General features: G+C 66.1%; 22 protein-coding genes. 17 read left to right on the top strand and 5 right to left on the bottom strand.

All coding sequences use genetic code 11. The features are described from left to right. The first annotated feature begins 10 nt into the window (after positions 1 to 10). The 6 genes from QRN11_RS21680 (at position 11) to QRN11_RS21655 (ending at position 7,027) form a co-directional block, all read left to right on the top strand. Complete coding sequence (locus tag QRN11_RS21680; protein ID WP_050054633.1) at positions 11 to 901, top strand: F0F1 ATP synthase subunit gamma; 891 nt, start codon at positions 11 to 13, stop codon at positions 899 to 901. Positions 902 to 982: 81 nt separating this feature from the next. After that, the gene (gene atpD / locus QRN11_RS21675) at positions 983 to 2,437 is read left to right on the top strand and encodes a F0F1 ATP synthase subunit beta (protein ID WP_285314463.1); all 1,455 of its coding nucleotides are present in this window, start codon (positions 983 to 985) and stop codon (positions 2,435 to 2,437) included. A 1-nt stretch (position 2,438) separates the two neighbouring features. Then, complete coding sequence (locus QRN11_RS21670; protein ID WP_013601509.1) at positions 2,439 to 2,723, top strand: F0F1 ATP synthase subunit epsilon; 285 nt, start codon at positions 2,439 to 2,441, stop codon at positions 2,721 to 2,723. A 10-nt stretch (positions 2,724 to 2,733) separates the two neighbouring features. Continuing rightward, the gene (locus QRN11_RS21665) at positions 2,734 to 3,165 is read left to right on the top strand and encodes a DUF2550 domain-containing protein (protein WP_091415706.1); all 432 of its coding nucleotides are present in this window, start codon (positions 2,734 to 2,736) and stop codon (positions 3,163 to 3,165) included. Positions 3,166 to 3,170: 5 nt separating this feature from the next. Beyond that, positions 3,171 to 4,481 carry an alpha/beta hydrolase gene (locus QRN11_RS21660; RefSeq protein WP_285314462.1) on the top strand — a complete coding sequence of 437 codons (1,311 nt, stop codon included), beginning with the start codon at positions 3,171 to 3,173 and terminating at the stop codon, positions 4,479 to 4,481. Next, positions 4,463 to 7,027 carry a bifunctional lysylphosphatidylglycerol flippase/synthetase MprF gene (locus QRN11_RS21655; protein WP_285314461.1) on the top strand — a complete coding sequence of 855 codons (2,565 nt, stop codon included), beginning with the start codon at positions 4,463 to 4,465 and terminating at the stop codon, positions 7,025 to 7,027. Before QRN11_RS21660 ends, QRN11_RS21655 begins: the two co-directional genes overlap by 19 nt. A gap of 156 nt (positions 7,028 to 7,183) precedes the next feature. Here QRN11_RS21655 and QRN11_RS21650 read toward each other — a convergent pair whose 3' ends face one another. After that, complete coding sequence (locus QRN11_RS21650) at positions 7,184 to 7,387, bottom strand: cold-shock protein (RefSeq protein ID WP_011692441.1); 204 nt, start codon at positions 7,385 to 7,387, stop codon at positions 7,184 to 7,186. Positions 7,388 to 7,711: 324 nt separating this feature from the next. Further along, positions 7,712 to 8,407, bottom strand: a complete 696-nt coding sequence (gene nucS / locus QRN11_RS21645; RefSeq protein WP_285314460.1) for an endonuclease NucS — start codon at positions 8,405 to 8,407, stop codon at positions 7,712 to 7,714. Positions 8,408 to 8,545: 138 nt separating this feature from the next. On the opposite strand from nucS, the gene QRN11_RS21640 reads away from it, so the two are divergent. Both QRN11_RS21640 and QRN11_RS21635 read left to right on the top strand, forming a co-directional pair. Further along, the gene (locus QRN11_RS21640; protein WP_285314459.1) at positions 8,546 to 8,902 is read left to right on the top strand and encodes an Rv1322 family protein; all 357 of its coding nucleotides are present in this window, start codon (positions 8,546 to 8,548) and stop codon (positions 8,900 to 8,902) included. Positions 8,903 to 8,937: 35 nt separating this feature from the next. Continuing rightward, a complete protein-coding gene (locus QRN11_RS21635; RefSeq protein ID WP_285314458.1) occupies positions 8,938 to 9,738 on the top strand; it encodes an alpha/beta hydrolase in 801 nt (266 codons plus the stop codon). A gap of 53 nt (positions 9,739 to 9,791) precedes the next feature. Here QRN11_RS21635 and QRN11_RS21630 read toward each other — a convergent pair whose 3' ends face one another. Next, positions 9,792 to 11,099, bottom strand: coding sequence for an AI-2E family transporter (locus QRN11_RS21630; protein WP_502935066.1), 1,308 nt, complete (start codon positions 11,097 to 11,099; stop codon positions 9,792 to 9,794). A gap of 191 nt (positions 11,100 to 11,290) precedes the next feature. On the opposite strand from QRN11_RS21630, the gene QRN11_RS21625 reads away from it, so the two are divergent. The 9 genes from QRN11_RS21625 (at position 11,291) to QRN11_RS21585 (ending at position 20,998) form a co-directional block, all read left to right on the top strand. Further along, a complete protein-coding gene (locus tag QRN11_RS21625) occupies positions 11,291 to 12,994 on the top strand; it encodes a DUF8094 domain-containing protein (RefSeq protein WP_285314457.1) in 1,704 nt (567 codons plus the stop codon). A 52-nt stretch (positions 12,995 to 13,046) separates the two neighbouring features. Next, positions 13,047 to 14,021: a tetratricopeptide repeat protein gene (locus tag QRN11_RS21620; protein WP_285314456.1), complete on the top strand. Its 975-nt coding sequence runs from the start codon at positions 13,047 to 13,049 to the stop codon at positions 14,019 to 14,021. Beyond that, positions 14,021 to 15,118 carry an NADH:flavin oxidoreductase/NADH oxidase gene (locus tag QRN11_RS21615; protein ID WP_285314455.1) on the top strand — a complete coding sequence of 366 codons (1,098 nt, stop codon included), beginning with the start codon at positions 14,021 to 14,023 and terminating at the stop codon, positions 15,116 to 15,118. The genes QRN11_RS21620 and QRN11_RS21615 overlap by 1 nt, the downstream gene beginning before the upstream one ends. Before the next feature lie 15 nt (positions 15,119 to 15,133). After that, positions 15,134 to 15,421: a DUF3253 domain-containing protein gene (locus tag QRN11_RS21610; RefSeq protein WP_285314454.1), complete on the top strand. Its 288-nt coding sequence runs from the start codon at positions 15,134 to 15,136 to the stop codon at positions 15,419 to 15,421. Positions 15,422 to 15,533: 112 nt separating this feature from the next. Continuing rightward, on the top strand, positions 15,534 to 16,409 hold the full coding sequence (locus tag QRN11_RS21605; RefSeq protein WP_285314453.1) for an ABC transporter ATP-binding protein: 876 nt from the start codon (positions 15,534 to 15,536) through the stop codon (positions 16,407 to 16,409). Further along, positions 16,391 to 17,962 carry a transporter gene (locus QRN11_RS21600; RefSeq protein ID WP_285314452.1) on the top strand — a complete coding sequence of 524 codons (1,572 nt, stop codon included), beginning with the start codon at positions 16,391 to 16,393 and terminating at the stop codon, positions 17,960 to 17,962. The genes QRN11_RS21605 and QRN11_RS21600 overlap by 19 nt, the downstream gene beginning before the upstream one ends. Positions 17,963 to 17,983: 21 nt before the next feature. Beyond that, positions 17,984 to 18,766 (top strand): glucosamine-6-phosphate deaminase, encoded by a 783-nt coding sequence (gene nagB, locus QRN11_RS21595; RefSeq protein WP_285314451.1) that lies wholly within the window; start codon positions 17,984 to 17,986, stop codon positions 18,764 to 18,766. Between the two features lie 118 nt (positions 18,767 to 18,884). Beyond that, the gene (locus tag QRN11_RS21590; protein ID WP_370455872.1) at positions 18,885 to 19,217 is read left to right on the top strand and encodes a DUF3039 domain-containing protein; all 333 of its coding nucleotides are present in this window, start codon (positions 18,885 to 18,887) and stop codon (positions 19,215 to 19,217) included. Continuing rightward, the gene (locus QRN11_RS21585; RefSeq protein ID WP_285314450.1) at positions 19,217 to 20,998 is read left to right on the top strand and encodes a DEAD/DEAH box helicase; all 1,782 of its coding nucleotides are present in this window, start codon (positions 19,217 to 19,219) and stop codon (positions 20,996 to 20,998) included. Before QRN11_RS21590 ends, QRN11_RS21585 begins: the two co-directional genes overlap by 1 nt. 91 nt (positions 20,999 to 21,089) lie before the next feature. Here QRN11_RS21585 and QRN11_RS21580 read toward each other — a convergent pair whose 3' ends face one another. Continuing rightward, positions 21,090 to 21,728: an isochorismatase family protein gene (locus tag QRN11_RS21580; protein WP_091415737.1), complete on the bottom strand. Its 639-nt coding sequence runs from the start codon at positions 21,726 to 21,728 to the stop codon at positions 21,090 to 21,092. Beyond that, complete coding sequence (locus QRN11_RS21575) at positions 21,728 to 23,056, bottom strand: nicotinate phosphoribosyltransferase (RefSeq protein WP_285314449.1); 1,329 nt, start codon at positions 23,054 to 23,056, stop codon at positions 21,728 to 21,730. The genes QRN11_RS21580 and QRN11_RS21575 overlap by 1 nt, the downstream gene beginning before the upstream one ends. Between the last annotated feature and the right edge of the window lie 71 nt (positions 23,057 to 23,127).

Genomic DNA, 23,127 nt, shown 5'->3' with positions numbered 1-23,127 from the left:
AAGGATAAGTATGGGAGCCCAGATTCGGGTCTACCGCCAGAAGATCAGCTCGACCACGTCGATGCGCAAGATCTTCAAGGCGATGGAACTGATCGCTACCTCGCGCATCGGCAAGGCCCGTGCGCGCGTAGCAGCTTCACTGCCTTACGCGAACGCGATCACGCGCGCCGTTTCTGCTGTCGCCAGCCAAAGCGAAATCGACCACCCGCTGACCACTGAGCCGGAGCAGATCCGCCGTGCCGCCGTCCTGGTAATCACCTCGGACCGCGGCCTGGCCGGATCCTACTCGGCAAGCGTGCTCAAGCAGGCGGAAGGTCTCAACGAGCTGCTCCACGCCGAAGGCAAGGAAGTCAAGACGTACCTCGTCGGACGCAAGGCGCAGGCCTACTTCGAGTTCCGGAACCGCGAATATGCACGGGTCTGGACCGGAGGCACCGACGCACCGGAGTTCGCCACCGCCCGTGAAATCGGCGAGGCGCTGCTCACGGAATTCGCCACCGACTATGAAGAGGGCGGCGTGGACGAGATCCACGTGGTGTACACCCGCTTCAAGTCCATGGTCACCCAGGAGCCCACGGTCATCCGCCTGCTTCCCCTGGAAGTAGTGGAAGAGCAGGCAGCTTCTGAATCGGACCTGTTGCCGCTGTACGAGTTCGAGCCGGAAACCGAGCGTGTTCTTGACGCCCTGCTGCCGCGCTACATCGAGTCACGCATCTTCGCGGCCATGCTGCAGGCAGCAGCTTCCGAGCTCGCTGCACGCCAGCGCGCCATGAAGTCCGCCGGCGACAACGCCACGGACCTCATCAAGAAGTACACGCGTCTGCGCAACACGGCCCGCCAGGCTGAAATTACGCAGGAGCTTTCCGAGATTGTTGCCGGCGCCGACGCCCTCGCGTCCTAGCCTGCTGCAGCCGGTTCCGCTGGACCTGCACCACCACAGATAAACTTAAACCCACGCCATCTACTGAGTGAAGTGAGAGAGATGACTGCCACTGCTACCGAACACGTAGCCGCAACGTCCGGTGCCACCGGCCGCATTGCGCGCGTAATCGGCCCGGTTGTCGACGTCGAATTCCCGGCCGACGCAATCCCGTCCATCTACAACGCCCTCACCACCGAGATTACTCTCAACGGTGTAACCAAAACGATCACGTTCGAGACCTCCCAGCACCTGGGTGACAACCTCGTCCGCGCCATCTCCCTGCAGGCCACCGACGGACTCGTCCGCGGCACGTCCGTAGTGGACAGCGGTGCCCCCATCTCCGTGCCGGTCGGCGACGGTGTCAAGGGCCACATCTTCAACGTCCTGGGCCAGCCCCTGGACGTTACCGAGTCGGAACTGGAGATCAGCCAACGCTGGCCCATCCACCGCAAGGCACCGAGCTTCGCTTCGCTCGAAGGCTCCACCGAGATGCTCGAAACCGGCATCAAGGTCATCGACCTCCTCACCCCGTACATCAAGGGTGGAAAGATCGGCCTGTTCGGCGGCGCCGGCGTCGGCAAGACCGTTCTGATCCAGGAAATGATCACCCGTGTTGCCCGCAACTTCGGTGGTACCTCGGTATTCGCCGGCGTGGGTGAGCGTACCCGTGAAGGTAACGACCTCTGGGTTGAAATGGAAGAGGCAGGCGTCCTCAAGGACACCGCCCTTGTGTTCGGCCAGATGGACGAGCCGCCGGGAACGCGTCTGCGCGTGGCCCTGTCCGCACTGACCATGGCGGAGTACTTCCGCGATGTGCAGAACCAGGACGTGCTGCTCTTCATCGACAACATCTTCCGCTTCACCCAGGCAGGTTCCGAGGTTTCCACCCTCCTCGGCCGCATGCCCTCGGCTGTGGGCTACCAGCCCAACCTGGCTGACGAAATGGGCCTCCTGCAGGAGCGCATTACGTCCACCAAGGGCCACTCCATCACCTCCATGCAGGCCATCTACGTTCCCGCAGATGACTACACGGACCCGGCACCGGCCACCACCTTCGCACACCTCGACGCGACCACGGAACTTTCCCGTGAAATCGCCTCCCGTGGTCTGTACCCGGCTGTTGACCCGCTGACGTCCACCTCCCGCATCCTGGATCCCCAGTACATCGGCAAGGACCACTACAACACGGCTGTCCGTGTGAAGCAGATCCTGCAGAAGAACAAGGAACTCCAGGACATCATCGCCATCCTTGGTGTTGACGAACTCTCCGAAGAGGACAAGATCGTCGTGTCGCGTGCACGCCGTATCCAGCAGTTCCTCTCGCAGAACACCTACACCGCCAAGCAGTTCACCGGCGTCGAGGGCTCCACGGTTTCCATCAAGGACACCGTCGAAGGCTTCTCAGCCATCTGCGACGGCGAGCTGGACCACATCGCGGAGCAGGCGTTCTTCAACGTCGGCGGCCTCGATGACGTTGAGCGCCAGTGGGCCAAGATCCAGGAACAGACCAAGTAATATGGCTGAGCTTGAGGTTGAGATTGTCGCAGCGGACCACTTCGTGTGGTCCGGAGCGGCCAAGATGGTCAAGGCCCGCACCAGCGATGGTGAAATCGGAATCCTGCCCGGCCACTCGCCCCTGCTGGCGATCCTGGCCGAGGGTGAGCTGGCTATCCAGCCGGTTTCCGGGGACCGTATTGCGGTAGATGTCGACGGCGGGTTCTTCTCCGTGGACAACAACCGTGTGGTTATTGTTGCTGACAACGCCCACCTGGGCGGCTCGGCTACCGCTGGGATCCGCTAGCACCACCTTGATGGACGCACCGAGTCTTCCGTTCATCGCCATGGCAATCACGTTTGGATTGCTGGTATTTGCACTGTGCCTTTCGGGGGTGCGCCGCTTCAACCTGCGGCGTGCCCTCGGCACGGTGGACGCCTCCATTTGCACGGCTGGAAACAGCTGGCAGGTGGGGGTTTGTCGTTATCAGGACAACGACCTCGAGTGGTTCCGCCTGTTCTCGTTGAGTGTCCGGCCGAAGCACAAATTCAAAAGGCATTCACTGGAGCTGCTGGGCCGCCGCAAGCCCACGGAGGCCGAGGCAGTGAAGGTCCAGCCCGACGTCGTTATTGTTGAACTCCGCTACGAGGGGCAGGATCTCCGCCTTGCCATGAAGTTCGACGCCTACGCCGGGCTGTCCTCCTGGCTGGAAGCCGGGCCGGTCATCGGCGTGGGCACCTGGCGCTAGCCACTGTGGACTGGGTTTTTGACGTCCGTCTCACCGACGGCCCGGTGTACTGGGCTTCCCTGGTCCTGGGCCTGGCGGGTGCCGTGTATCTGCTCGCACCTCCCGCACCGACGGGCCGACGGCGCTGGCTTGTCCAGGTGGTTGCCGCCGTTGCAGCAGCCTTCGCCCTGGTGGCCACGGTCCACTGGGCGCTGATTAATCTTTTCTCCGTCTTCCCGGAAAACATCCCCGATGCCGTCCTGCTCTGGGTGGTGCCCGCCGTGGCCGCCCTGCTCCTGCTCCTGCTCCGGCTGCCCCGAAGCAGCTGGCCCCGCCGCGCCACCGGCCTGGCCGCGGTTCTGCTGGTCGCGGCCCTGTCCTGCGTACAGGTCAACGCCTACTTCGGCCTGAACCGGACCGTCAGTGACCTTCTCGGCACTGCCGTGGCCCGAATCCCCATGCTTGAACCTGGGCTGATGCGGCAGGACGGAGCGGCCGACGGCGTCCCGCTCCACGGGTGGGCGCCGCAGGGTGAGCTTCCGGCCGGGGGAGTCCTGCGCAAGGCTGCCATTCCGGGCACCGCTTCCGGCATGGCCACCCGCGACGCGTATATCTACCTGCCGCCTGCGTACTTCGCCAGGAACCGGCCTGCCCTGCCCGTGCTGGTGCTGATTGCCGGCCAGCCGGGCGGGCCCCCGGACTGGCTCACCGGCGGGGCGCTGGACGGACACATGGACTCCTTCGCCGCGGCCCATGGAGGCCTGGCGCCGGTGGTGGTCATTCCCGATCCCAACGGTTCCCAGTCCGCAAACACCATGTGCATGGACAGCCGGATAGCGCAGGCCGATACGTTCCTTTCCCGCGATGTCCCCGACTGGATCAGTTCAACGCTGGCCGTAGACACTAACCACCACCAATGGGCTATTGGCGGCTTTTCCTTCGGCGGCACCTGCGCGCTGCAGATGGGAACCCGGCACCCCGACCTGTTCCCCGCCATCCTTTCGTTCTCCGGCGAAGCCGAGCCGGCGCTTGCCAAGGAGCGGCAAAAGACGATTGATGCCGCCTTCCCCGGGAAACCGGAGGAGTTCGACTCGCAGACCCCCCTGGCCCTGATGAAAGAGCGGCGCTTCGAGTCCAGCGGCGTGTACCTGACGGCCGGACAGGACGACCCGGAATTCGTGGCCTACCTTAATACGCTTGCCGCTGCCGCCCGGGAGGCCGGCTTCGACGTCCGCGCTTACACGGTGGAACATACGGGCCATTCCTGGGACACGTCCTCCAAGCGGATTGCCGATGCCCTGCAGTTCCTTTCCGACAGATGGGGGCTGGGCCAGTGACTTCCGGACAGCAGATACGAACGGCATCCCTGGCGTGGACAACAGTGGTACGTCCCGCACGGGACCGGATCCTTACCGGACTGAAATCGATGCCGTTCTCGGTGGCGGTGCTCGCGGTGCTCCTGGTCACCGGCGCCGTCACGGGCAGCTTCCTGGCAGGGCCGCCGGAGCAGTTGCTCGACGGGGCCGGAGTCAGCGGACCGGGCCTGCGTGCCGGGAACTGGTGGTCCCTCTTTACCAGCCTCTTCTTCGCCACCAACCCGTTGGCCTATATCTCGGCGTCGCTGATGATCCTCGTGCTATTGGGCCTGGCGGAGCGGAGGCTGGGAACACCTGCCACGGTGGCGCTGTTCCTCGGCGGCCAGTTCGGGGCCGTCACGATCTTCCTGCTGATCACCCAACTGGCCGGCTACGTTGGTGACGGATGGCTCGACCGGATGGCAGACGATATCCTGATTGGACCCTACCCGGCAGTCCTGGCGGCAGGCCTTGCTGCCACCGGACGGCTGCCCGTCCTCTGGCAGCGCCGGCTGCGGACCGGCGTGCTTTCGATTTCGCTCCTGCTGGTGCTGTATGTCGGGCATGCCGAAACGGTCATTGGCCTGATTGGCGCCGTCCTGGGACTCCTCGTGGGCTGGTGGATCCAGGGTGACCACGGCCAGCTGCACCGGCACCGTTCCACCGGCCGTGAGGCGCGGAACCTGCTTGCCCTCACGGTTGCCGTCTTTGCGGTGGGCCCGATCCTGACGGGCATCGCGCGTGCGCCCACAGGTCCGCTGGCACTCCTGCGGGAGGTGGTCCTGAATCCGATGCCCACCCTTGGCCAGCTGGCATTCAACTGCGGCACCACGGTGGAGGCATCCTGCCTGGAAGCCGGAAGGGCCGGTTTCGCCGGGCCCTTCGGCCTCGCCCTGGCGGTGGTCCCGGTGGTGCTGCTGTTGATCTGCGCCGACGGCATACGCCGGGGCCGCCGCCTTGCCTTGAACATCGCCATTGCCATCCAACTGGCCGTGACCGCGCTGGCGGCCGTCTATCTCGCCCTTTTCGCCCTGGTTCCGTCCCGGCCGCACGGCGCCGCCGCACCGCCCATGGGCTCCGCGTTTGCCCATGTACTTCCACTGGTCTGCGTGCCCCTGCTGCTGGCGGTGCTCCTCTGGGTGAACCGGCGGCAGTTCCGCGTCCAGACAGTTCCAGCCGCACGCCGGATGCTGGCCTTCGTGGTGGGAGGTTCGTGGCTTGTCCTTGCCGCCGGCTACACCATCGCCTGGTTGTGGGCCGGGGGACTGATGCGCGACGGCGGCCTCCTGGGGCTCTTTGCCGAACTGGCCCGGCAGTACGTGCCGGTACCTATTCCGCAGCAGTACCACCGCGTTTTTGCCGAGCGGAACACCGTGGAAGCGGTCCTCTTTGCCTACTCGGGCCCAGTGTTCTGGGTTATTGCCCTGGTGACTGTCTGGTGGGCCCTGCTGAGCGGACACCACGGCAACGATTCCGGGCGCCAGGACAGGATCAGGGCACGTCATCTGCTCCACCAGGGCGGGGGACCGCTCTCCTGGATGGCGTTGTGGGAACCGAACATGTATTGGTTCAGCCCCGACGGACAGGGCGCATTCGCATTCCAGCGGCACGGCAGCGTGGCACTGACACTCGGCGGCGCTTTTGGGTCCGCAGACGCCCAAGTCCGCGTGACCGAGGAGTTTCTTGGTTACTGCAGGCGCGAGGCCATGATCCCGGCGCTCTACTCCTGCGACGATGCGGTCTGGCCGATGCTGCAGGAGCGGGGGTATTCCCGGGTCGCCGTGGCCCAGGAGACCCGCCTGGCCATCCGCGAACTGGAGTTCAAGGGGAAGGAATGGCAGAACGTCCGGACCGCCTTGAACCGCGCCGCGAAGCTGGGGGTCGAAGCCCGTTGGGGAACGTATGCCTCCCTGCCGGCCGTCCTCCGTTCAAAGCTCAGCGAAGTCTCGGAGGAATGGGCAGCCGGAAAAACAGTTCCCGAAATGGGCTTTACCCTGGGCGGGATCGACGAGCTCGACGACCCTGAGGTGCTGTGCTGCCTCGCCGTGGATGCCAGCGGTACAGTCCATGGCGTGACCAGCTGGCTGCCGGTGTACGACGGCGGGCGGCTGGTCAGCAGGACGCTGGATGTTATGCGCCGGGGTGCTGATGGATTTCCGGGCGTGATGGAATTCCTGATCGCCTCCGCGGTACTTGAGCTGCGCGATTCCGTTGAGGTCATCTCCCTCTCGGGGTCTCCGCTGGCGAGCCTTCCCGGCTCCGGGGCCGAGGCCAATCCGGACGGGCAGGACCGGGCGGACAACCTGGTCCGCATCCTGGACCTGGTGGGGCACGCCCTTGAACCGATCTACGGATTCCGATCACTGGCCGCATTCAAGTCGCGGTTCAAACCCGAGTACCGCGCCCTTTATCTTTACTATCAGGATCCGTTGCACCTGCCGGCGATAGGCCGGGCATTGACGCGGGCCTACCTGCCCGGGCTTTCCCTTCCGCAGGGCGCCCGGCTGGTCGGCAAATTGGTGAACTGATCCGGCTGCATTCACACGCACAATCCGCATTGCCCCGGATAATACAGTCTGCTAGTGGTGCAGGACGGGTTTGAATTAAACAACAAAGGCCTCCGGCGGAATTGCCGGAGGCCTTTGTTTCGCTGCCGGCCGCATTAAGCGGGCGGCAGGCGGGGACTAAACCAGCGTGACGCCGGTAGCCTGGGGACCCTTGGCGCCCTGGCCGATCTCGAACTGAACGCGCTGGTTCTCGTCGAGGGTCTTGAAGCCGCCGGTCTGGATCTCGGAGTAGTGAACGAAGACATCACCATCGGAGTCATCCGGGGTAATGAAGCCGAAGCCCTTTTCAGCGTTGAACCACTTGACGGTTCCCTGTGCCATTTATTTCTCCTCATTGTGGAACTTTTTAAGATCGGCACACCTCGTGCCGGCCTTGGTCACTCCGCGAGAAGAATCCTGGATTGCCTGTCCGGAAAGGGACTGGCGCTGCAGGAGCTTCGCGCTCGCAACATGTCTTGCGAGCATGAAAAACACCTACACAAAGACTGAGATAAGAATTTCATGCCAGTAGGCGGAGGTCAACGGTTTGGGCGGTCAAACGCATAAATTTTAGGTAAAAGGCCGGTTAAATGTCCTTGTTGGAACGAATTCAACGCCCCGGGAAGGGCAGTCTGCTGATTATCTGAGTCCTGATTAAAAGCAGCGTCAGAAAAGCCGGGACTCAACGTCGTCCACGCCGCGCATTGCATCGTAGTCGAGGGTTATGCAGTCGATGCCGCGGTCGTTTGCCAGGACCTTGGCCTGGGGCTTGATCTGTTGGGCCGCGAAGATTCCGCGGACCGGCGCCAGCAGCGGATCCCGGTTCAGCAGTTCAAGGTACCGGGTGAGCTGCTCAACGCCGTCGATATCGCCGCGCCGCTTCAGTTCCACGGCCACCGTTGCACCGGCCGCGTCCCTGGCCAGGATGTCCACAGGCCCAATTGCCGTGAAGTATTCCCGGCGGATCAGCGAATACCCTTCGCCCAGCGTTTCAATCTGCTCGGCCAGAAGCCGCTGCAGGTCCGCCTCCACCCCGTCCTTGATGAGGCCGGGGTCCACGCCCAGGTCGTGGGAGGAGTCGTTCAGCTTTTCGTGGATGTTGATGATGAGGCGGTCATCGGTCTTGGCAGACTGCACGGTCCACTGCTCAACGACGCCCAGTTCCAGGTCCACGTCTTCCGGGGACGAAACCCGCAGGGTGGCCGGCGGGCTCATCCAGTTCAGCGGCTTGTAGGAGCCGCCATCCGAATGGACCAGGACCGAGCCGTCGGCCTTGACCAGCAGGAGCCTGGTGGCAAGGGGAAGATGGGCTTTAAGCCGGCCAACGTAATCAACAGAGCATCGGGCTATGACAAGTCGCACGCCGTACAGACTACCGTCTGGCGCGGCAAGTGCCCGCCCGGGACGATTTTGCGGACGGGACTCTGCCACGGCGGCACCAGCCGTCCGGGAGAAGGCAGGCGGGAGCTGGCACGGGCCGGGCTGGGGCAGAATGGAGGCATGCCGCGTTCCAACCGACCCCGCCGTCCAGTGTCCGGAAAAGCCGGAGCCGGGTCCGGCCGGGCGGGGGGAAAGAAAGGGAGTGCTGACGTTCCCGAGCTGGACCTGGAACGCGCGCGTGCAGGCATCGCCCGCCGGGAGAGTGCTCCCGACGGCGAGTGGATGGTCCGCACCATGACCGCCAAAAACGCGGAAAAGACCTACATCTGCCCTGAGTGCTCCACCGCCGTGCTGCCCGGAGTTGCCCACCTGGTGGTGTGGAAGGATGACCATATTTTCGGTGCGGCAGCCGGCCTGGCGGAACGGCGGCACTGGCACACCAACTGCTGGCAGACCCGAAGCTACCGGTACCGGTAACGGCATGGGGCCCTGCTGTCGCTAAGCTGGCAGGCATGACTTTTGATCCGGCGTCGTACGAATTCAGCCAGTCCACGGGCCCCACGCCCATCCGTGCTTCCACTGTCCTGCCGGCCAGGCGTGAAAACGTGGAGCTGAAGACGCAGGACGGGCATACCCTGGTGGGAGAACTGGCGCTTCCGGAATCCGGACCGGTCAACGCCACCCTTATTACCCTGCATCCGCTGCCCACCCACGGCGGTTTTATGGATTCGCATGTGTACCGCAAGGCCTCCTACCGGCTGCCGGCCCTGGCCGGTATCGCGGTGCTCCGGTTCAACACCCGCGGCACGGAGTCCCCCCGTGGCACCAGCACGGGAGCCTTTGAAGAAGGCATCGGGGAGCAGCACGATGTGGAGGCGGCCGTCCGCTTCGCCGTGGAACGCGGCCTGCCCAACCGGTGGCTGGTGGGCTGGTCCTTTGGCACCGAGCTTGCCCTGATGTACGGGGCGGTTGAACCGGTGGCGGCGCAGATCGAGGGTGCCATCCTGCTCTCGCCCCCGTTGCACCGGGCCAAGGATTCCCACCTTAAGCAGTGGGCACAGTCCGGGAAGCCGCTCACGGTGCTGGTGCCCGAGCATGACGACTACCTGCAGCCGGAGGCCGCGAAGGAGCGCTTCACCCTGGTGCCGCAGGCCCGCCTGGTGGGCGTCAAGGGTGCCAAACACCTGTGGGTGGGGGAGAAGTACGCCGGGCGGGTCCTGAACGAGATAGTGCATGAAGTGACCGGGGCAGGATCAGCAGGAACCAGCCTTCCGCAGGAATGGGACGGGCCGGTGGCCAACGCGCCGGCCTAGCGGTTTGGCCGCTCCGGTGCCCTGGGAACTCCGGTGCCCCGGAGCTCCGGTTCCTAGTGCTTGTCCTGCCGCACGATATAGATTTCCTTGATCAGCAACAGGATGGCCGCCGCGGTGGGAATGGCGATCAGGGCGCCCAGGACACCCAGCAGGCTGCCGCCTGCGATGACCGAGATGACGGCCACCGCGCCGGGTACGGCCACGGCCTTCTGCATGATGCGCGGCGAGATGAAGTACGCCTCGAACTGCAGGTAGGCAAAGTAGCAGATGCCGTAGACGGCGGCGGTCTGCCAGCCCACGGTGAGGGCGATGAGGACCACCACCACGCCGGCGATCATGGCCCCGACCAGGGGGATGAAGGCGAGCAGTGCCACCACAAAGGCCAGGAGCAGGGCGAAGGGAACCCCCACAATCGTCATCACGATAAAGGCGAACGTGGCATTCAGCAGTGCCACGCAAGCCTGGCCGATGACATAGTTGCCCACCGACTTGGTGATTTCCTCGGACAAGGCCTCCACCCGGTGGCGGCGCGAACGTGGCGCAAGCCTGTAGCCCCACCTCTTCATGGCCGGCAGCGCCGCAAGGAAGTACAGGCTCAGCACCAGGACGATCAGGGCACCGAACAGTCCGTTGGCCACCGTGGAGCCGAATCCCACCACTCCGCCCGCGATGCCGCCCACGGCTTCGGGGTCATTGACGAACTTGTTGACTTCCTCGGCGATCCGGTCCCGGACGCCGAACTGGTCATCGAGGGTACGGAACAGGTCCGAGTTCATAAAGTCCCTGACCCATACCGGTGCCTGCTCCACAATCTCGGTGACCTGGTCCACGATGGTGGGGATGAGGGTGGCGAAAAAGCCGACGACGGCCGCCACCAGCACGCTGACGGACACCAGGATGCCGGCCGGGCGGGGAATCCTGCGGCGTTCCAGCCACCCGACCACCGGTTCAAGGCCCAGGGCGATGAAGAGGGCGGCGACGATCCACAGCAGCAGCTGGGTGGTGTGGGACCCGATCCAGTAGACCAGCAGCGCCACCCCCACGCCCACGGTGCCCATAAAGCCCATATACAGCGGGTGCTGGGGGGACATGCGGGGCCCGGGGTCACCGAACTGCGGCCGGCTCACGCCGTCGGGATCCGCGCTGGGCTCCTCGTGCTGTGAATACTCCGGCGGCATCTCGAACCGGAGCCTCGGCTGGGCTCCTGGCAGCGGCTGGCGAAGGCGGCGGACCACCAGACCGAGGGCTGCGGCCGCCCCCCTCCGGTGCGCCGGGGCAGGGTCCTGGGGCGCCTTCGCCGAAGGCTCTGCACCCTCCGGATTCTCGTATGCCGCGGAGGACTCGTCCGTCTTGTCAGTCACTGGGATGTGGGGCCTGTTCGGTGCGTGGCGCCGCTGCTGCGGGCCGGTGTGATGATCATCGCAAACACTATCAGCAGCCTTGTCAACACCCGCGGAAGGGCGTTCTCCGTGGGCCCCGCCGGACGCGGTTACCCCTGCCGGTCCGGGGCCGTGGTAACAAAACCGTTACTATTGAAGCTAAACCCCCGCTGATGATAGGTGTTCCCTTGCGTTTAAAGACTGCAGTCGCACTCGTGCTGCTCGGCCTCCTGACACTGCTGGCCGGCATCGGCCAGAGAACCATCTGGGCCCCTTCCGAAACGTTTACGGCCTCTGCGCCTGCAGACGGGCAGGCGGCGCCGCTGACCGTCATTGACCAGAAGCTGCGCACGCTGCACGGCGGCACCGTCAAGATCAACGTCGAGGGTGACGGCAACTTCGTGCTCACGGCCGGCCGCCCCGACGACGTTGACGCCTGGGTGGGTCAAACCGCGCACAACACCATCACGGGGGTTTCGGAGGACGGAAAGTCCCTCCAGGTTGATCACGCCGACGGCGAAGCCACGGCTCCCAGCCCGGCCGGCTCCGATCTGTGGGTCTCCACCGAGAACGCAAGTGGTGAGCTGGAATACTCCTGGACACCGCCTGCCGACGGTGACTGGACGCTCCTGCTGGCCTCGGACGGAACCCGGCCCGCGCCGGCCTCCATCTCCATGACGTTCCCGAACGATACCTCCACCCCCTGGGCCATCCCGCTGATGGTCTTGGGCTCGCTCCTGATCCTGGCAGGCATCGTCCTGGCCCTGCTCTCGGCCCGCAAGCGCGACGGCGAAGGCAGCGGCAAGGGCAGCGGGTTTGCCCAGCGTGCCCGTGCCCGGTCCGAAGCCCGCACGTCCTCCCGGCTGGGCATGGTGGCCGCCGGAGTGGTCACGGTGGCTGTAGTTGCCGGAGCCGGCACCGCCGCGCAGGCGGCGTCGCCCGCGCCCTCATCGGATCCGGCATCAACAGCACCGGCCGCCGGGCAGGAGCAGGCCGGCTCCCCGGTGCTGCTGGATGCGCAATTCCGCCGCATCCTGGAGCAGGTCTCCGGTGCAGCGGACACCGGTGACGCAGCCAAGGACGCAGCGAAGCTGGCAGAGCGCGTCGGCGGAACCGAGCTTGAGGTCCGGACGCAGAACTACAAGATCCGCTCCCAGGTGGGATCGTACGAGCCACGCATGCCCGTCCGCTCCACCAAGCTCCTCACCACGGTGGTCACAAAGGACCGCGAGTGGCCCCGGTCCGTGCTGGCCGTGACCCAGGGTGACGGCAACGTGGTGCCGCAGCTGCTGACCCTCGTCCAGGCGTCACCGCGCGAAAACTACAAGCTGGTGGAAACCAATCCGCTGCAGCCCGGCACTACCTTCCCCAGCATCAACCGCGGGACCGAAACCCTGGCCGCGGCGGACAAGACAGGGCTGCTCTACAGCGGTGAAGAAGCCATGTCCGGCCTGGCCGACCGCCTGACCAGCGCCGATTCCGCCTTCAAGGACAAACTGGTGGAAGGCGAGTCCTCGCCGTACATCGCCGACACCCTGTCCTACCAGTCCGAGGTGGTCAAGGCCGGCGAGAACGGAAACTTCTCGTTCACGCACAAGGTGGTTCCGGAAAGCACCGTTGTGTTCCGCACCGCAGACGGCGGCGCGCTGGTCCTGGGCCGGATCAACTTCGGCTTCGAGGGAACCCCCAAGGCTGCCGGCGACAAGCTGACCATCGGCGACGACGCCGCCGCCCTGGCCGGCGGCAAGGAAACCACCACCGGGATGGTCCTCAGCTTTGCCGAATCAATGGCCGTTTACGTTCCGCCCGCGGGCTCCAGCGACCCCATGAAGCTTGTGGCGGCAACCCGCGGGCTCGTAGGGGCCAGCTTCAAGTAGTCCCGATTGTGCTGTACCCCCGGCAGCGGCCGGAGTGGCTAGAGTGGAAAGCATGAGTTCGCCAGCTTCCCGCCCAGTCCCTCCTGCCGCTGCCAACCTGCTCAACCTGCGCGGCGCCGTCGATCTTTCCTCCCTGAAGCAGCGCCCGGCCCCGTCCGCCCCGCCCCCCGGAAACGGCGGTGACCAGCCCGGCCAGGCCCCCGGTGGCCCGGAACTGAAGGTCAACGTCACCGAGGCCAATTTTCAGCAGCTCGTGGAGCTCTCAGCGCAGGTCCCCGTGGTGTTTGCACTGTGGGCCTCCTACTCGCCCGAGTCCGCCGGCATGCTGGACGTCCTCGAACAGGTAGTGGACAGCTACGGCGGCCGGCTGGTCCTTGGCGCGGCCGACATCGAAGCCTTCCCGCAGCTGGCCCAGGCGTTCCAGGTGCAGGCGGTGCCCACCGCCGTTGCCGTGCTGAAGGGGCAGCCGGTCCCGCTCTTCCAGGGCGGTGCCGACGAACAGCAGGTCCGCAGCCTCTTTGACGAACTGCTGAAAGTCGCCGCAGCCAACGGCGTGACGGGCAGCCTCGGCGGGGGAGCCGGGGCAGAAGCGGAGCCCGCGCCGCTCCCGCCGCTGCACCAGGCCGCATTTGATGCCATCGAAGCCGGCGACTACGCTGCCGCGGCTGACGCTTACCGCCAGGCGCTGAAGGACATGCCGGCCGACCATGAGGCCAAGGCCGGGCTGGCCCAGGTGGAGCTGATGCTGCGGCTCCAGCCGCTTACCGCCCAGGACAGCGAAGCCCTCCGCACCCAGGCAGCGGATGAACCGGACAACCTGGACGTGCAGTTTGCAGTCGCAGACCTGGACGTTGCCGGAGGACATGTCGAAGATGCACTGAACCGCCTGGTCAGCTTCATTGGCCGGAACTTCGGTCCTGAGCGGGAGACCGCCCGCGTCCGCCTGCTCGAGCTGTTCGAGGTGGTGGGAACGTCGGATGAGCGCGTTGCCAAGGCGCGCCAGGCCCTGGCCCGGGTGCTCTTCTAGTGTCCGCACTGTTTGAGCCGCTCAAACTCCGTTCGCTGGAGCTCCAGCACCGCGGCTGGGTGTCGCCCATGTGCCAGTACAGCTGCGATCCCGACGACGCGCCCGGGGTTCCGCACGACTGGCACCTGATGCATCTGGGCTCATTCGCCGCCGGCGGCGCGGCGCTGATCCTCACCGAGGCGGCCGCCGTCAACCCCGAAGGCAGGATCAGCCCCCGGGACGCGGGCCTGTACAACGACGCCCAGGCGGAGGCCTGGCAGCGGATCACCTCCTTCGTGCACCGTTATGGTGCGGCGGACGCAAAAATCGGCGCCCAGCTGGCTCATGCCGGCCGGAAGGCTTCCACCTACTGGCCCTTCTCCGGCCAGCACGGCAGTGTCCCGGAGCCCGACGGCGGCTGGGCCACCCTGGGACCCTCACCCTCGGCGTTTGACGGGTATGCCCAGCCCGCCGAAATGACGGAAGAGCAGATCCAGCAGGTCATCAGCGACTTCGCCGCCGCGGCAGTCCGTGCCGTTGATGCCGGATTCGACACCGTGGAGATCCACGGGGCCCATGGCTACCTGCTGCACCAGTTCCAGAGCGCGCTGATCAATGCGCGGACTGACGCCTGGGGCGGGGACGAAGCGGGCCGGAACAGGCTCATGCTTGCAGTGGTGGATGCGGTGCGGGATGTCATTCCTGATTCGATGCCCCTGCTGCTGAGGATCTCGGCCAGCGACTGGGCCGAGGGCGGCGTGGATCTTCCCGCCTCCGTGCGTCTGGCCCGCCAGGCTGCCGAGCGCGGCGTGGACCTGGTGGACGTTTCCAGCGGCGGAGCAGTGGCCCATCAGCAGATCAAGGCCGGTCCCGGCTACCAGACCGGATTCTCCGCCGCGATCCGCAGTGAGGCCGGGGTGCCCACCGGTACCGTGGGCCTGCTGACCTCCGCAGGCCAGGCCGAGCACGCCGTCGCCACCGGTCAGGCCGACGGCGTTTTTATCGCCCGCGCCGCCCTGCGGGATCCGCACTGGTGGCTGCGTGCAGCGTTCGAACTGGGCCACAACATTCCGTGGGTGCCGCAGTACGAGCGTGCGGTGCCGCGCCGGACCTTCTGACCGCCGGGGTGTGACATGGCGGACGGGAAACGCGAAGAGGAACAGCTCCCTGATGGCAGCTCCGACCGGCAACTCGAGGCCACGATCCTGGCGCTCCTGGCTGCCAGGGCCGTCACGTCCACCATCTGCCCGTCGGATGCAGCCCGCGCTGTTGGCGGTGACACCTGGCGGGACCTGATGGAACCTGCCCGCAAGGCTGCGCGCCGGCTGGTGGACGCCGGCGAGGTGGAGATCACCCAGGGCGGGTCAGTGGTTGATCCCGCCACCGCCAAAGGTCCCATCCGCATCCGCCGTAAGCGGTAGGACCGGCGGTCTAAGACCAGCCCGGCAGGACCGGGAGGCTTCGGGCCCGCGCCTGCTTTTCTACTCCTGCAGGAGGACCCCGAAGCCGGAGGGTGAGGACTAGTCTGGCTTCATGACAGCCCAGCACCCTGAACCGGTACAGCACGCTGATCCGGTACAGCTCACTGCTCCAGTACAACCTTCTGATCCAGTACAGCCTGAAACGGTACCGCAGCCTCCGCTACAGCCGGCTCCCATAGCGGCACTGTCCATCCGCGGGCTGGCCAAGCGCTTCGGGCAGAAGATCGCCGTGGACGGCATCAGCCTGGACGTTCCGGCCGGTTCCTTCTTCGGGATCGTGGGCCCGAACGGCGCCGGCAAGACCACCACGCTTTCGATGGCCACGGGGCTCCTCCGCCCTGACTTCGGCACAGCTGTGGTCCACGGGGTTGACGTTTGGGCCCGGCCGCTGGAGGCCAAGCGGCTGATGGGCATCCTGCCCGACGGCGTGAGGCTGTTCGACCGGCTCACCGGTGAGCAGCTGGTCACCTATGCGGGGCTGCTGCGGGGCATGGACAAGGACGTGGTGGCCAGCCGCGTGGGGGAACTGCTCACAGCCCTGGACCTGGCCCAGGACGCGGGCACGCTGGTGGTGGACTACTCCGCCGGCATGACCAAAAAGATTGCCCTGGCTTCGGCGCTGATCCATGCTCCCCGGCTGCTGGTGCTGGACGAACCCTTTGAAGCAGTGGACCCGGTCTCGGCCGCCAATATCCGCTCCATCCTGGACAGCTACGTGGCCTCGGGCGGGACAGTGATTGTCTCCAGCCACGTGATGGACCTGGTGCAGCGCATGTGCGACCACGTTGCCGTGGTGTCCGCCGGGCGGCTTTTGGCCGCGGGCACCGTGGACGAGGTCCGGGCCGGGGCCTCGTTGGAGGACCGCTTTGTCCAACTGGTGGGCGGGCGCAGCCATACGGAAGGGCTGGAATGGTTGCGCACCTTCTAAGGCTCAAACTCACGCTGCTGCGCAACGGCCTGCGGCGCAGCCCCTGGCAGCTGGTGGGCATTGCGTTTGCCGGACTGTATGCACTGGGCGTGGTGGCCACGCTGGTGGTGGTGCTGGTGCTGCTGCGCCGCGCCGAACCCGAACTCGTGCAAACCGCCGTGGTGCTTGGCGGCGCAGCTGCCATCCTGGGCTGGGGCATCATTCCCGTGGTTGCTTCGGCCACGGACATGACGCTCGATCCTGCCCGCTTCACCACCTTTGCCATTCCCATGAAACAGATGCTGGCAGGGCTGGCACTCGGCGGGCTGATCGGAATTCCCGGGCTGGCCACCACCCTGGTGGCATTGGCCACTGTAGTCAGCTGGTCCCGCGGCGTTCTGCCCGCGGTCGCAGCCCTCGTGGGAGCAGTGCTGGGAGTACTGACCTGCATTGTGCTCTCCAAGGTGGTCACCACAGCAACCGCGAGCCTCGCCGCATCCCGGCGCTTCAAGGACGTCAGTGCCATCGCGTTTATGGTGCCCCTGGTCCTCCTGGGTCCCATCGTGGCGGGAGTCAGCCGCGGAATCTCCGCCTCTGCAGGCTTCCTGCCCGAGTTTGCCCAGGCAATGTCCTGGACTCCGCTGGGTGCCCCCTGGGCTATCGCCGGGGATCTCGAAGCAGGCCAACCGGGAGCGGCCGCCCTGAAGCTCCTGATATCCGTTGCGGTCCTGGCCGGACTCACCTGGTGCTGGAAGCTGCTGCTGGAGCGGGCACTGGTCAGTCCGCCGTATTCGGGCAGCGGCAAGCGCAAGGGCGGAAAGCTGGGCCTGTTCGGTCTCCTGCCGGCTGTTCCTGCCGGCGCCGTGATGGCCCGGTCCCTCACGTACTGGATCCGCGATCCGCGCTACTCCGGCTCACTCATCGTGGTACCGCTGCTCCCGGTGCTGCTGGTGTTCCAGGGCAGCCAGACCGGCGACTTCAGCACGCTTGCCTTCCTGGCGCCCCTGACGGCGTTTATCCTCGCCTGGTCCATCTCCGCCGATGTCTCCTATGACAACACTGCCTTCGCGCTGCACCTGGCCAGCGGCGTCCGGGGCGTGCACGACAGGCTGGGCCGGGCGCTCGCCTGCCTGGCCTTCGCCCTGCCTGTTGTCCTGGCGTTCGCCATTGGCCACGCTGCATTCGTCGCGGACTGGGCTTCCCTTCCGGCCCAGCTGGGGTTGAGCCTCGGGATCCTCCTGACGGGGCTGGGACTGTCCTCCGTGGTGTCGGCCCGGTACACGGTGGCCGTTCCGCTGCCGGGGGACAGCCCCTTCAAGAAGCCGCCCGGAAACGTGGGCCAGACCCTCGCAGTACAGTTCGCCGGGATGGGGATCCTCTTTGTCCTGGTCCTGCCCGAGGCGGCGCTGCTGATCGCCCAGCTGATCACGGGCAACAGCCTCTTTGGCTGGCTCAACCTGGCTGTGGGGCTCCTGCTGGGGCTTGCGCTTCTTGTCACCGGCGTGCGGCTGGGCGGGAAATGGCTGGACGCCCGCGGACCGGAGCTGCTGGCCCAGGTCACGGTCAACCGCTGAAAAGGCCCTGGAAGGAACAAGATGGAAGTCGTTATCCTCAACGGCAGCAAACAGATCGGCAAGCTCGCAGCTGACGCCATCGGGGAGCTGCTCCGGCACAAGCCGGACGCTGTCCTTGGCCTTGCCACCGGATCCTCGCCGTTGCCCATCTACGATGAACTGGCCGGCCGCCACGAGCGGGATGGCCTGGACTTCAGCCGGGCGCACGGGTTTGCCCTGGACGAATACGTTGGTCTGCCCGCCGGCCACCCGGAATCCTACCGCGAGGTGATCCGGCGCGAGTTCACCAACCGGGTGAACATCCCCCCGGAGAACGTCCACGGCCCGGACGGCACGGCCGCCGACATTCCCGCTGCCTGCCAGGCGTACGAGGACGCCATCGCTGCAGCGGGCGGCATCGACCTGCAGCTGCTTGGCGTGGGCACCGACGGCCACATCGGATTCAACGAGCCCGGATCCTCCTTCGCCTCCCGCACCCGGATCAAGAGCCTCATCGAACAGACACGCCGGGACAACGCCCGTTTCTTTAACAGCCTGGCCGAAGTCCCGCACCACGTCCTCACCCAGGGGCTGGGCACCATCATGGAGGCCAGGCATGTGATCCTGGTGGCGACGGGGGCACAAAAGGCGCAGGCAGTGCGGGAATTCGTTGAAGGGCCGGTGGCTGCCATCTGCCCGGCATCGGTGCTGCAGTTCCATCCCCACGCCACCGTCCTGCTGGACGAGGCAGCCGCCTCGGCCCTGAAACTGGCGGATTTCTACCGCCACACCTATGACAACAAACCGGCCTGGCAGGGCCTCTGACCGCAGGCCGGCGGGCAGGGTGACCGGGAGGAAAGTACGACGGCGGCAGGTCCCCGGCGGCGCGGCCGGAGCCTCCGGCGTCGAACGTCCAGCTGCCGGAACGGCTAAGATGGATCGCATGACTAGCATGACGGACCCTCTCGACAACGACCCGATGCGTGAGCTTTCCGGGGCTGGATCGTCCACAGCCACCATTGAGCGCGAGGAACTGCGCCAGGAAGTGGAGCCCGGGGACCGGGAGCGCTTTTCGCACTATGTGCGCAAGGAAAAGATCATGGAGTCCGCCCTGACCGGGGAGCCTGTCATCGCCCTGTGCGGCAAGGTGTGGACGCCGGGCCGGGATCCGCAGAAGTTCCCGGTATGCCCCATGTGCAAAGAGGTCTATGACGGCCTCCGCCCGGGCAACGACGGCGGCAAGGGTCCCGGAGGGGACTCAGGCAACAACAAGTAGTGACGGAGACGCTCTTTGGCGGCCCCACCCTGCCTCCGGCTTATCCGGAACGTGCAGCCTGGGGAACCGCCCCGAAACTCCGTGCCTGGCAGCAGGAAGCCCTGGACCTGTACCTGAGGGCGAGTCCGCGGGACTTCCTGGCGGTGGCTACCCCCGGTGCCGGTAAAACCACCTTCGCGCTGCGGATCGCCTCCACGCTCATAGACTCCGGTGCCGTGAACCGGGTGACCATTGTGGCGCCCACCGACCACCTGAAGCGCCAGTGGGCGGACGCGGCAGCCAAGGTCGGCATCGCCATCGACCCCAACTTCAAGAACTCCGATGGCCAGCACGGCCGCGGCTTCATCGGTGTCGCCGTCACGTATGCCCAGGTGGCCAGCAAGCCCCTGCTGCACCGGGCCAAGACGGAGGCGGCGCGGACCCTGGTGATTTTGGACGAAATCCACCACGGCGGCGAGGCCCTTTCCTGGGGCGACGGCCTCCGCGAGGCCTTCGACCCCGCGGTCCGGCGGCTGTCCCTGACCGGAACCCCGTTCCGTTCCGACACCTCGCCCATCCCGTTTGTGGAGTATGCGCAGGACCGGGACGGCATCCGCCGCTCCAAGGCTGACTACACCTACGGCTACGGCAACGCCCTGCGGGACCACGTGGTCCGTCCGGTGATGTTTATGGCCTACTCCGGGCAGATGCGCTGGCGCACCAGTGCCGGCGAGGAAATGGCTGCCTCGCTCGGCGAAGCCGCCGTCACCAAGGACATCACGTCCCACGCCTGGCGCACGGCATTGAACCCGGCCGGCGAGTGGATTCCGGCCGTCCTGGCCGGTGCGGACAAGCGGCTCAGTGAAGTGCGGCGGACCGTGCCCGACGCCGGCGGCCTGGTCATCGCCACCGACCACGAGGACGCGCGGGCCTACGCCGGGCAGCTGAAAAGGATCACGGGGCAGTCGCCCACCGTCATTCTGTCCGACGATGCGAAGGCCTCCAGCAAGATCGAGGAGTTTTCGGCCGGGGACCAGCGCTGGATGGTGGCCGTCCGCATGGTGTCCGAAGGCGTGGACGTTCCGCGCCTTTCTGTCGGCGTCTATGCCACATCCACGTCCACCCCGCTGTTTTTCGCGCAGGCCGTGGGCCGCTTCGTGCGTGCCCGCAAAAGGGGCGAGACGGCGTCGGTCTTCCTGCCGTCGGTCCCGCAGCTGATGGCCCTGGCCAACTCCATGGAAATGGAACGCGACCACGCCCTGGACCGGCCGGAGAAGGAGGACGGGGACGGGCTTTTCAACCCCGAAGACTCGCTCATGGATGAGGCCAACCGCGAGGAGAAGGCCTCCGACAGCCTGACCAAGGGCAAATTCGAGGCACTGGACTCCCAGGCGTCCTTCGACCGAGTGCTGTTCGACGGCGGCGAGTTCGGAACCGGCGGCGAGGTTGGCTCCGAGGACGAACTGGACTTCCTGGGCATTCCCGGGCTGCTGGATGCCGAACAGGTGGGCACCCTCCTGCGGCAGCGCCAGCATGAACAGCTCAACCGCAAAAACCGGAAGGCTCCCGCGGCCGCGCAGGCTCCGGCGCCGGCAGTTCCGGACCACAGGCTGCTGATGGACCTCCGGAACGAGCTGGCCAAAAACGTGGCCGCCTGGTCAGCCCGGACCGGTACACCGCACGGGGTGGTACATACCAAGCTGCGCACGGTGTGCGGCGGTCCGCCCGTTGCCCAGGCGAACGAGGAACAGCTGCAGTCACGCCTGCGGAAGCTCCAGGACTGGTTCGTCGGCAGGAAATGACAGTGTTTGGCGAACAGAAATAGGCCCGGTGCACAGCACCGGGCCTCTTCTGTTGTTACTGTTCCTTAGCTGCATCTGCAGCCGCGGGCGGTCAGGCGACGTCCACGCCGCCGAGTTCCAGTTCTGTGACGGTTTCCTCCAGGTCATCGGCAATCCCGGCGGTGAGGGAGCGGATGACGGTGACGGAATAGCCCGCCTGCACGGCGTCCAGCGAGGTGGCCTTGACGCAATAGTCCGTGGCGATGCCCACCACCACAACATCCTCGACGTCGTTGCTCTGCAGCCAGTCGTCCAGGCCGATCGCGTCTTCGTCCGGGGCGAACCGGTCAGCATCGCCGGAACCGGGCAGCGCGCCCGGCTGCCGCTCACCGGTGGGAACGGCGTCCTCAGGGGCCAGCAGCCCCTCAAAACCGGAGTAGGCGGCGGCGAACTGCCCTTTCTGGAAATAGGCCTCGATGTATTCGGTGTCCAGGTCCGGGTGAAGCTCGGCTCCGCGGGTCCCGGCAACGCAGTGCGGCGGCCAGCTGTCAACGAAGTCAGGGGTTTCGGAGAAGTGGCCGCCAGGATTGATGTGCCAGTCCTGGGTGGCCACGATGTGGTCGAACTCGTTGTGGTGCGCGTCCACGTATTCGCTGATGGCGCCGGCCACATCCGCGCCGCCGGCAACGGCCAGGGAGCCGCCTTCGCAGAAATCGTTCTGGACGTCGACGATGATCAGGGCCCGGGACATCAGTTCTCCTCGTAATTGGTGGGAATAGCTGCTTCCCCGCGCTGGAGGCGGTTGACCACGGCGGGCAGTTCGGCCATGGTTTCGGCATGCCGGCGGCGGGCGCGGACCACGCCTTCATGGCCGGTCCAGCCCGGCATCAGTTCGCCGTTCTTCATGAACTGCTGCAGCAGCGGGCGGTCGTTGCCGTCGTCCTCCGGCCGGTGGCCCACGCCCACCACCTCGGCGGTGGCAATGCCCCGCTCGTCCAGTTTCCGCAGGGCGTACTTCCGGCCGCCCACGCTGGCCTTGTTCTTGGCGGCCTTGGCCACGGACACGAAGTCTCCGTCGCCGTCCGTTCGGCTGACCAGCTTGTAGACCATGCTGGCGGTCGGTGCTCCGGACCCCGTCACCAGAGAAGTGCCCACCCCATAGGAATCCACCGGCGCGGACTGAAGCGCGGCAATCGCGAACTCGTCCAGGTCCGAGGTGACCACGATCTTGGTGTTCTCATTGCCCAACTGGTCCAAAAGCTGGCGCACCCACTGGGCCTGCGCCACGAGGTCGCCCGAATCAAGCCGTACGGCGCCAAGGCGTGGACCGGCAAGGTCCACGGCCGCACGCACGGCCTTTTCGACGTCGTACGTGTCCACGAGGAGGGACGTGCCCTCCCCAAGGGAGGCAATCTGTGCCTCGAAAGCGTCCCGCTCCGTATCGTGCAGGAGGGTGAAGGAGTGGGCGGCGGTGCCCACGGTCTTAACCCCGTAGCGGATGCCCGCCTCGAGATTGGACGTGCTGTCGAACCCGGCAATGATGGCCGCCCTCGCGGACGCGGTGGCCGCCTCCTCGTGCGTGCGCCGGGAACCCATTTCGATGCACGGGCGGCCGCCGGCCGCGCTGACCATCCGGGACGCTGCGGAGGCGATGGCGCTGTCGTGGTTGAGGACCGAGAGCAGGTAGGTCTCCAGCATGCAGGCCTCGGCGAAGGTGGACTCAACAATGAGGATGGGGGAGTACGGGAAGTAGGCCTCGCCCTCCGGGTAGCCCCAGATGTCACCGGAGAAACGGTAGGACGCCAGGTACTCCAGCGTTTCCTCGTTCACCACGTTGGTGCGGGCCAGGAAGTCCAGTTCCGCCTCGCCGAACCGGAAGTTCGCGATGCCCTCCAGCAGCCGGCCGGTGCCTGCCACGATGCCGTACCGCCGGCCGTCCGGGAGCCGCCGGGCAAAGGCCTCAAAGACGGACTTCCGGTGCGCGGCGCCCGAATGAAGGGACGCCTGCAGCATGGTCAGCTCGTAATGGTCGGTGTAAAAGGACGTGCGGGGATGGTCCCAGCCGGCTGAGGTGCTCACGAAAGTCACTCTAGTCCCCACCGGCTCCCACGTCTCGCTTCGCTTCGCCGCGGGCCCCTCGCCGGCGTGGG

It is taken from the genome of Pseudarthrobacter sp. fls2-241-R2A-168 (assembly GCF_030209335.1).
Taxonomy (GTDB): Bacteria; Actinomycetota; Actinomycetes; order Actinomycetales; family Micrococcaceae; genus Arthrobacter.
This window is presented reverse-complemented; position numbering and strand designations above follow the sequence as displayed.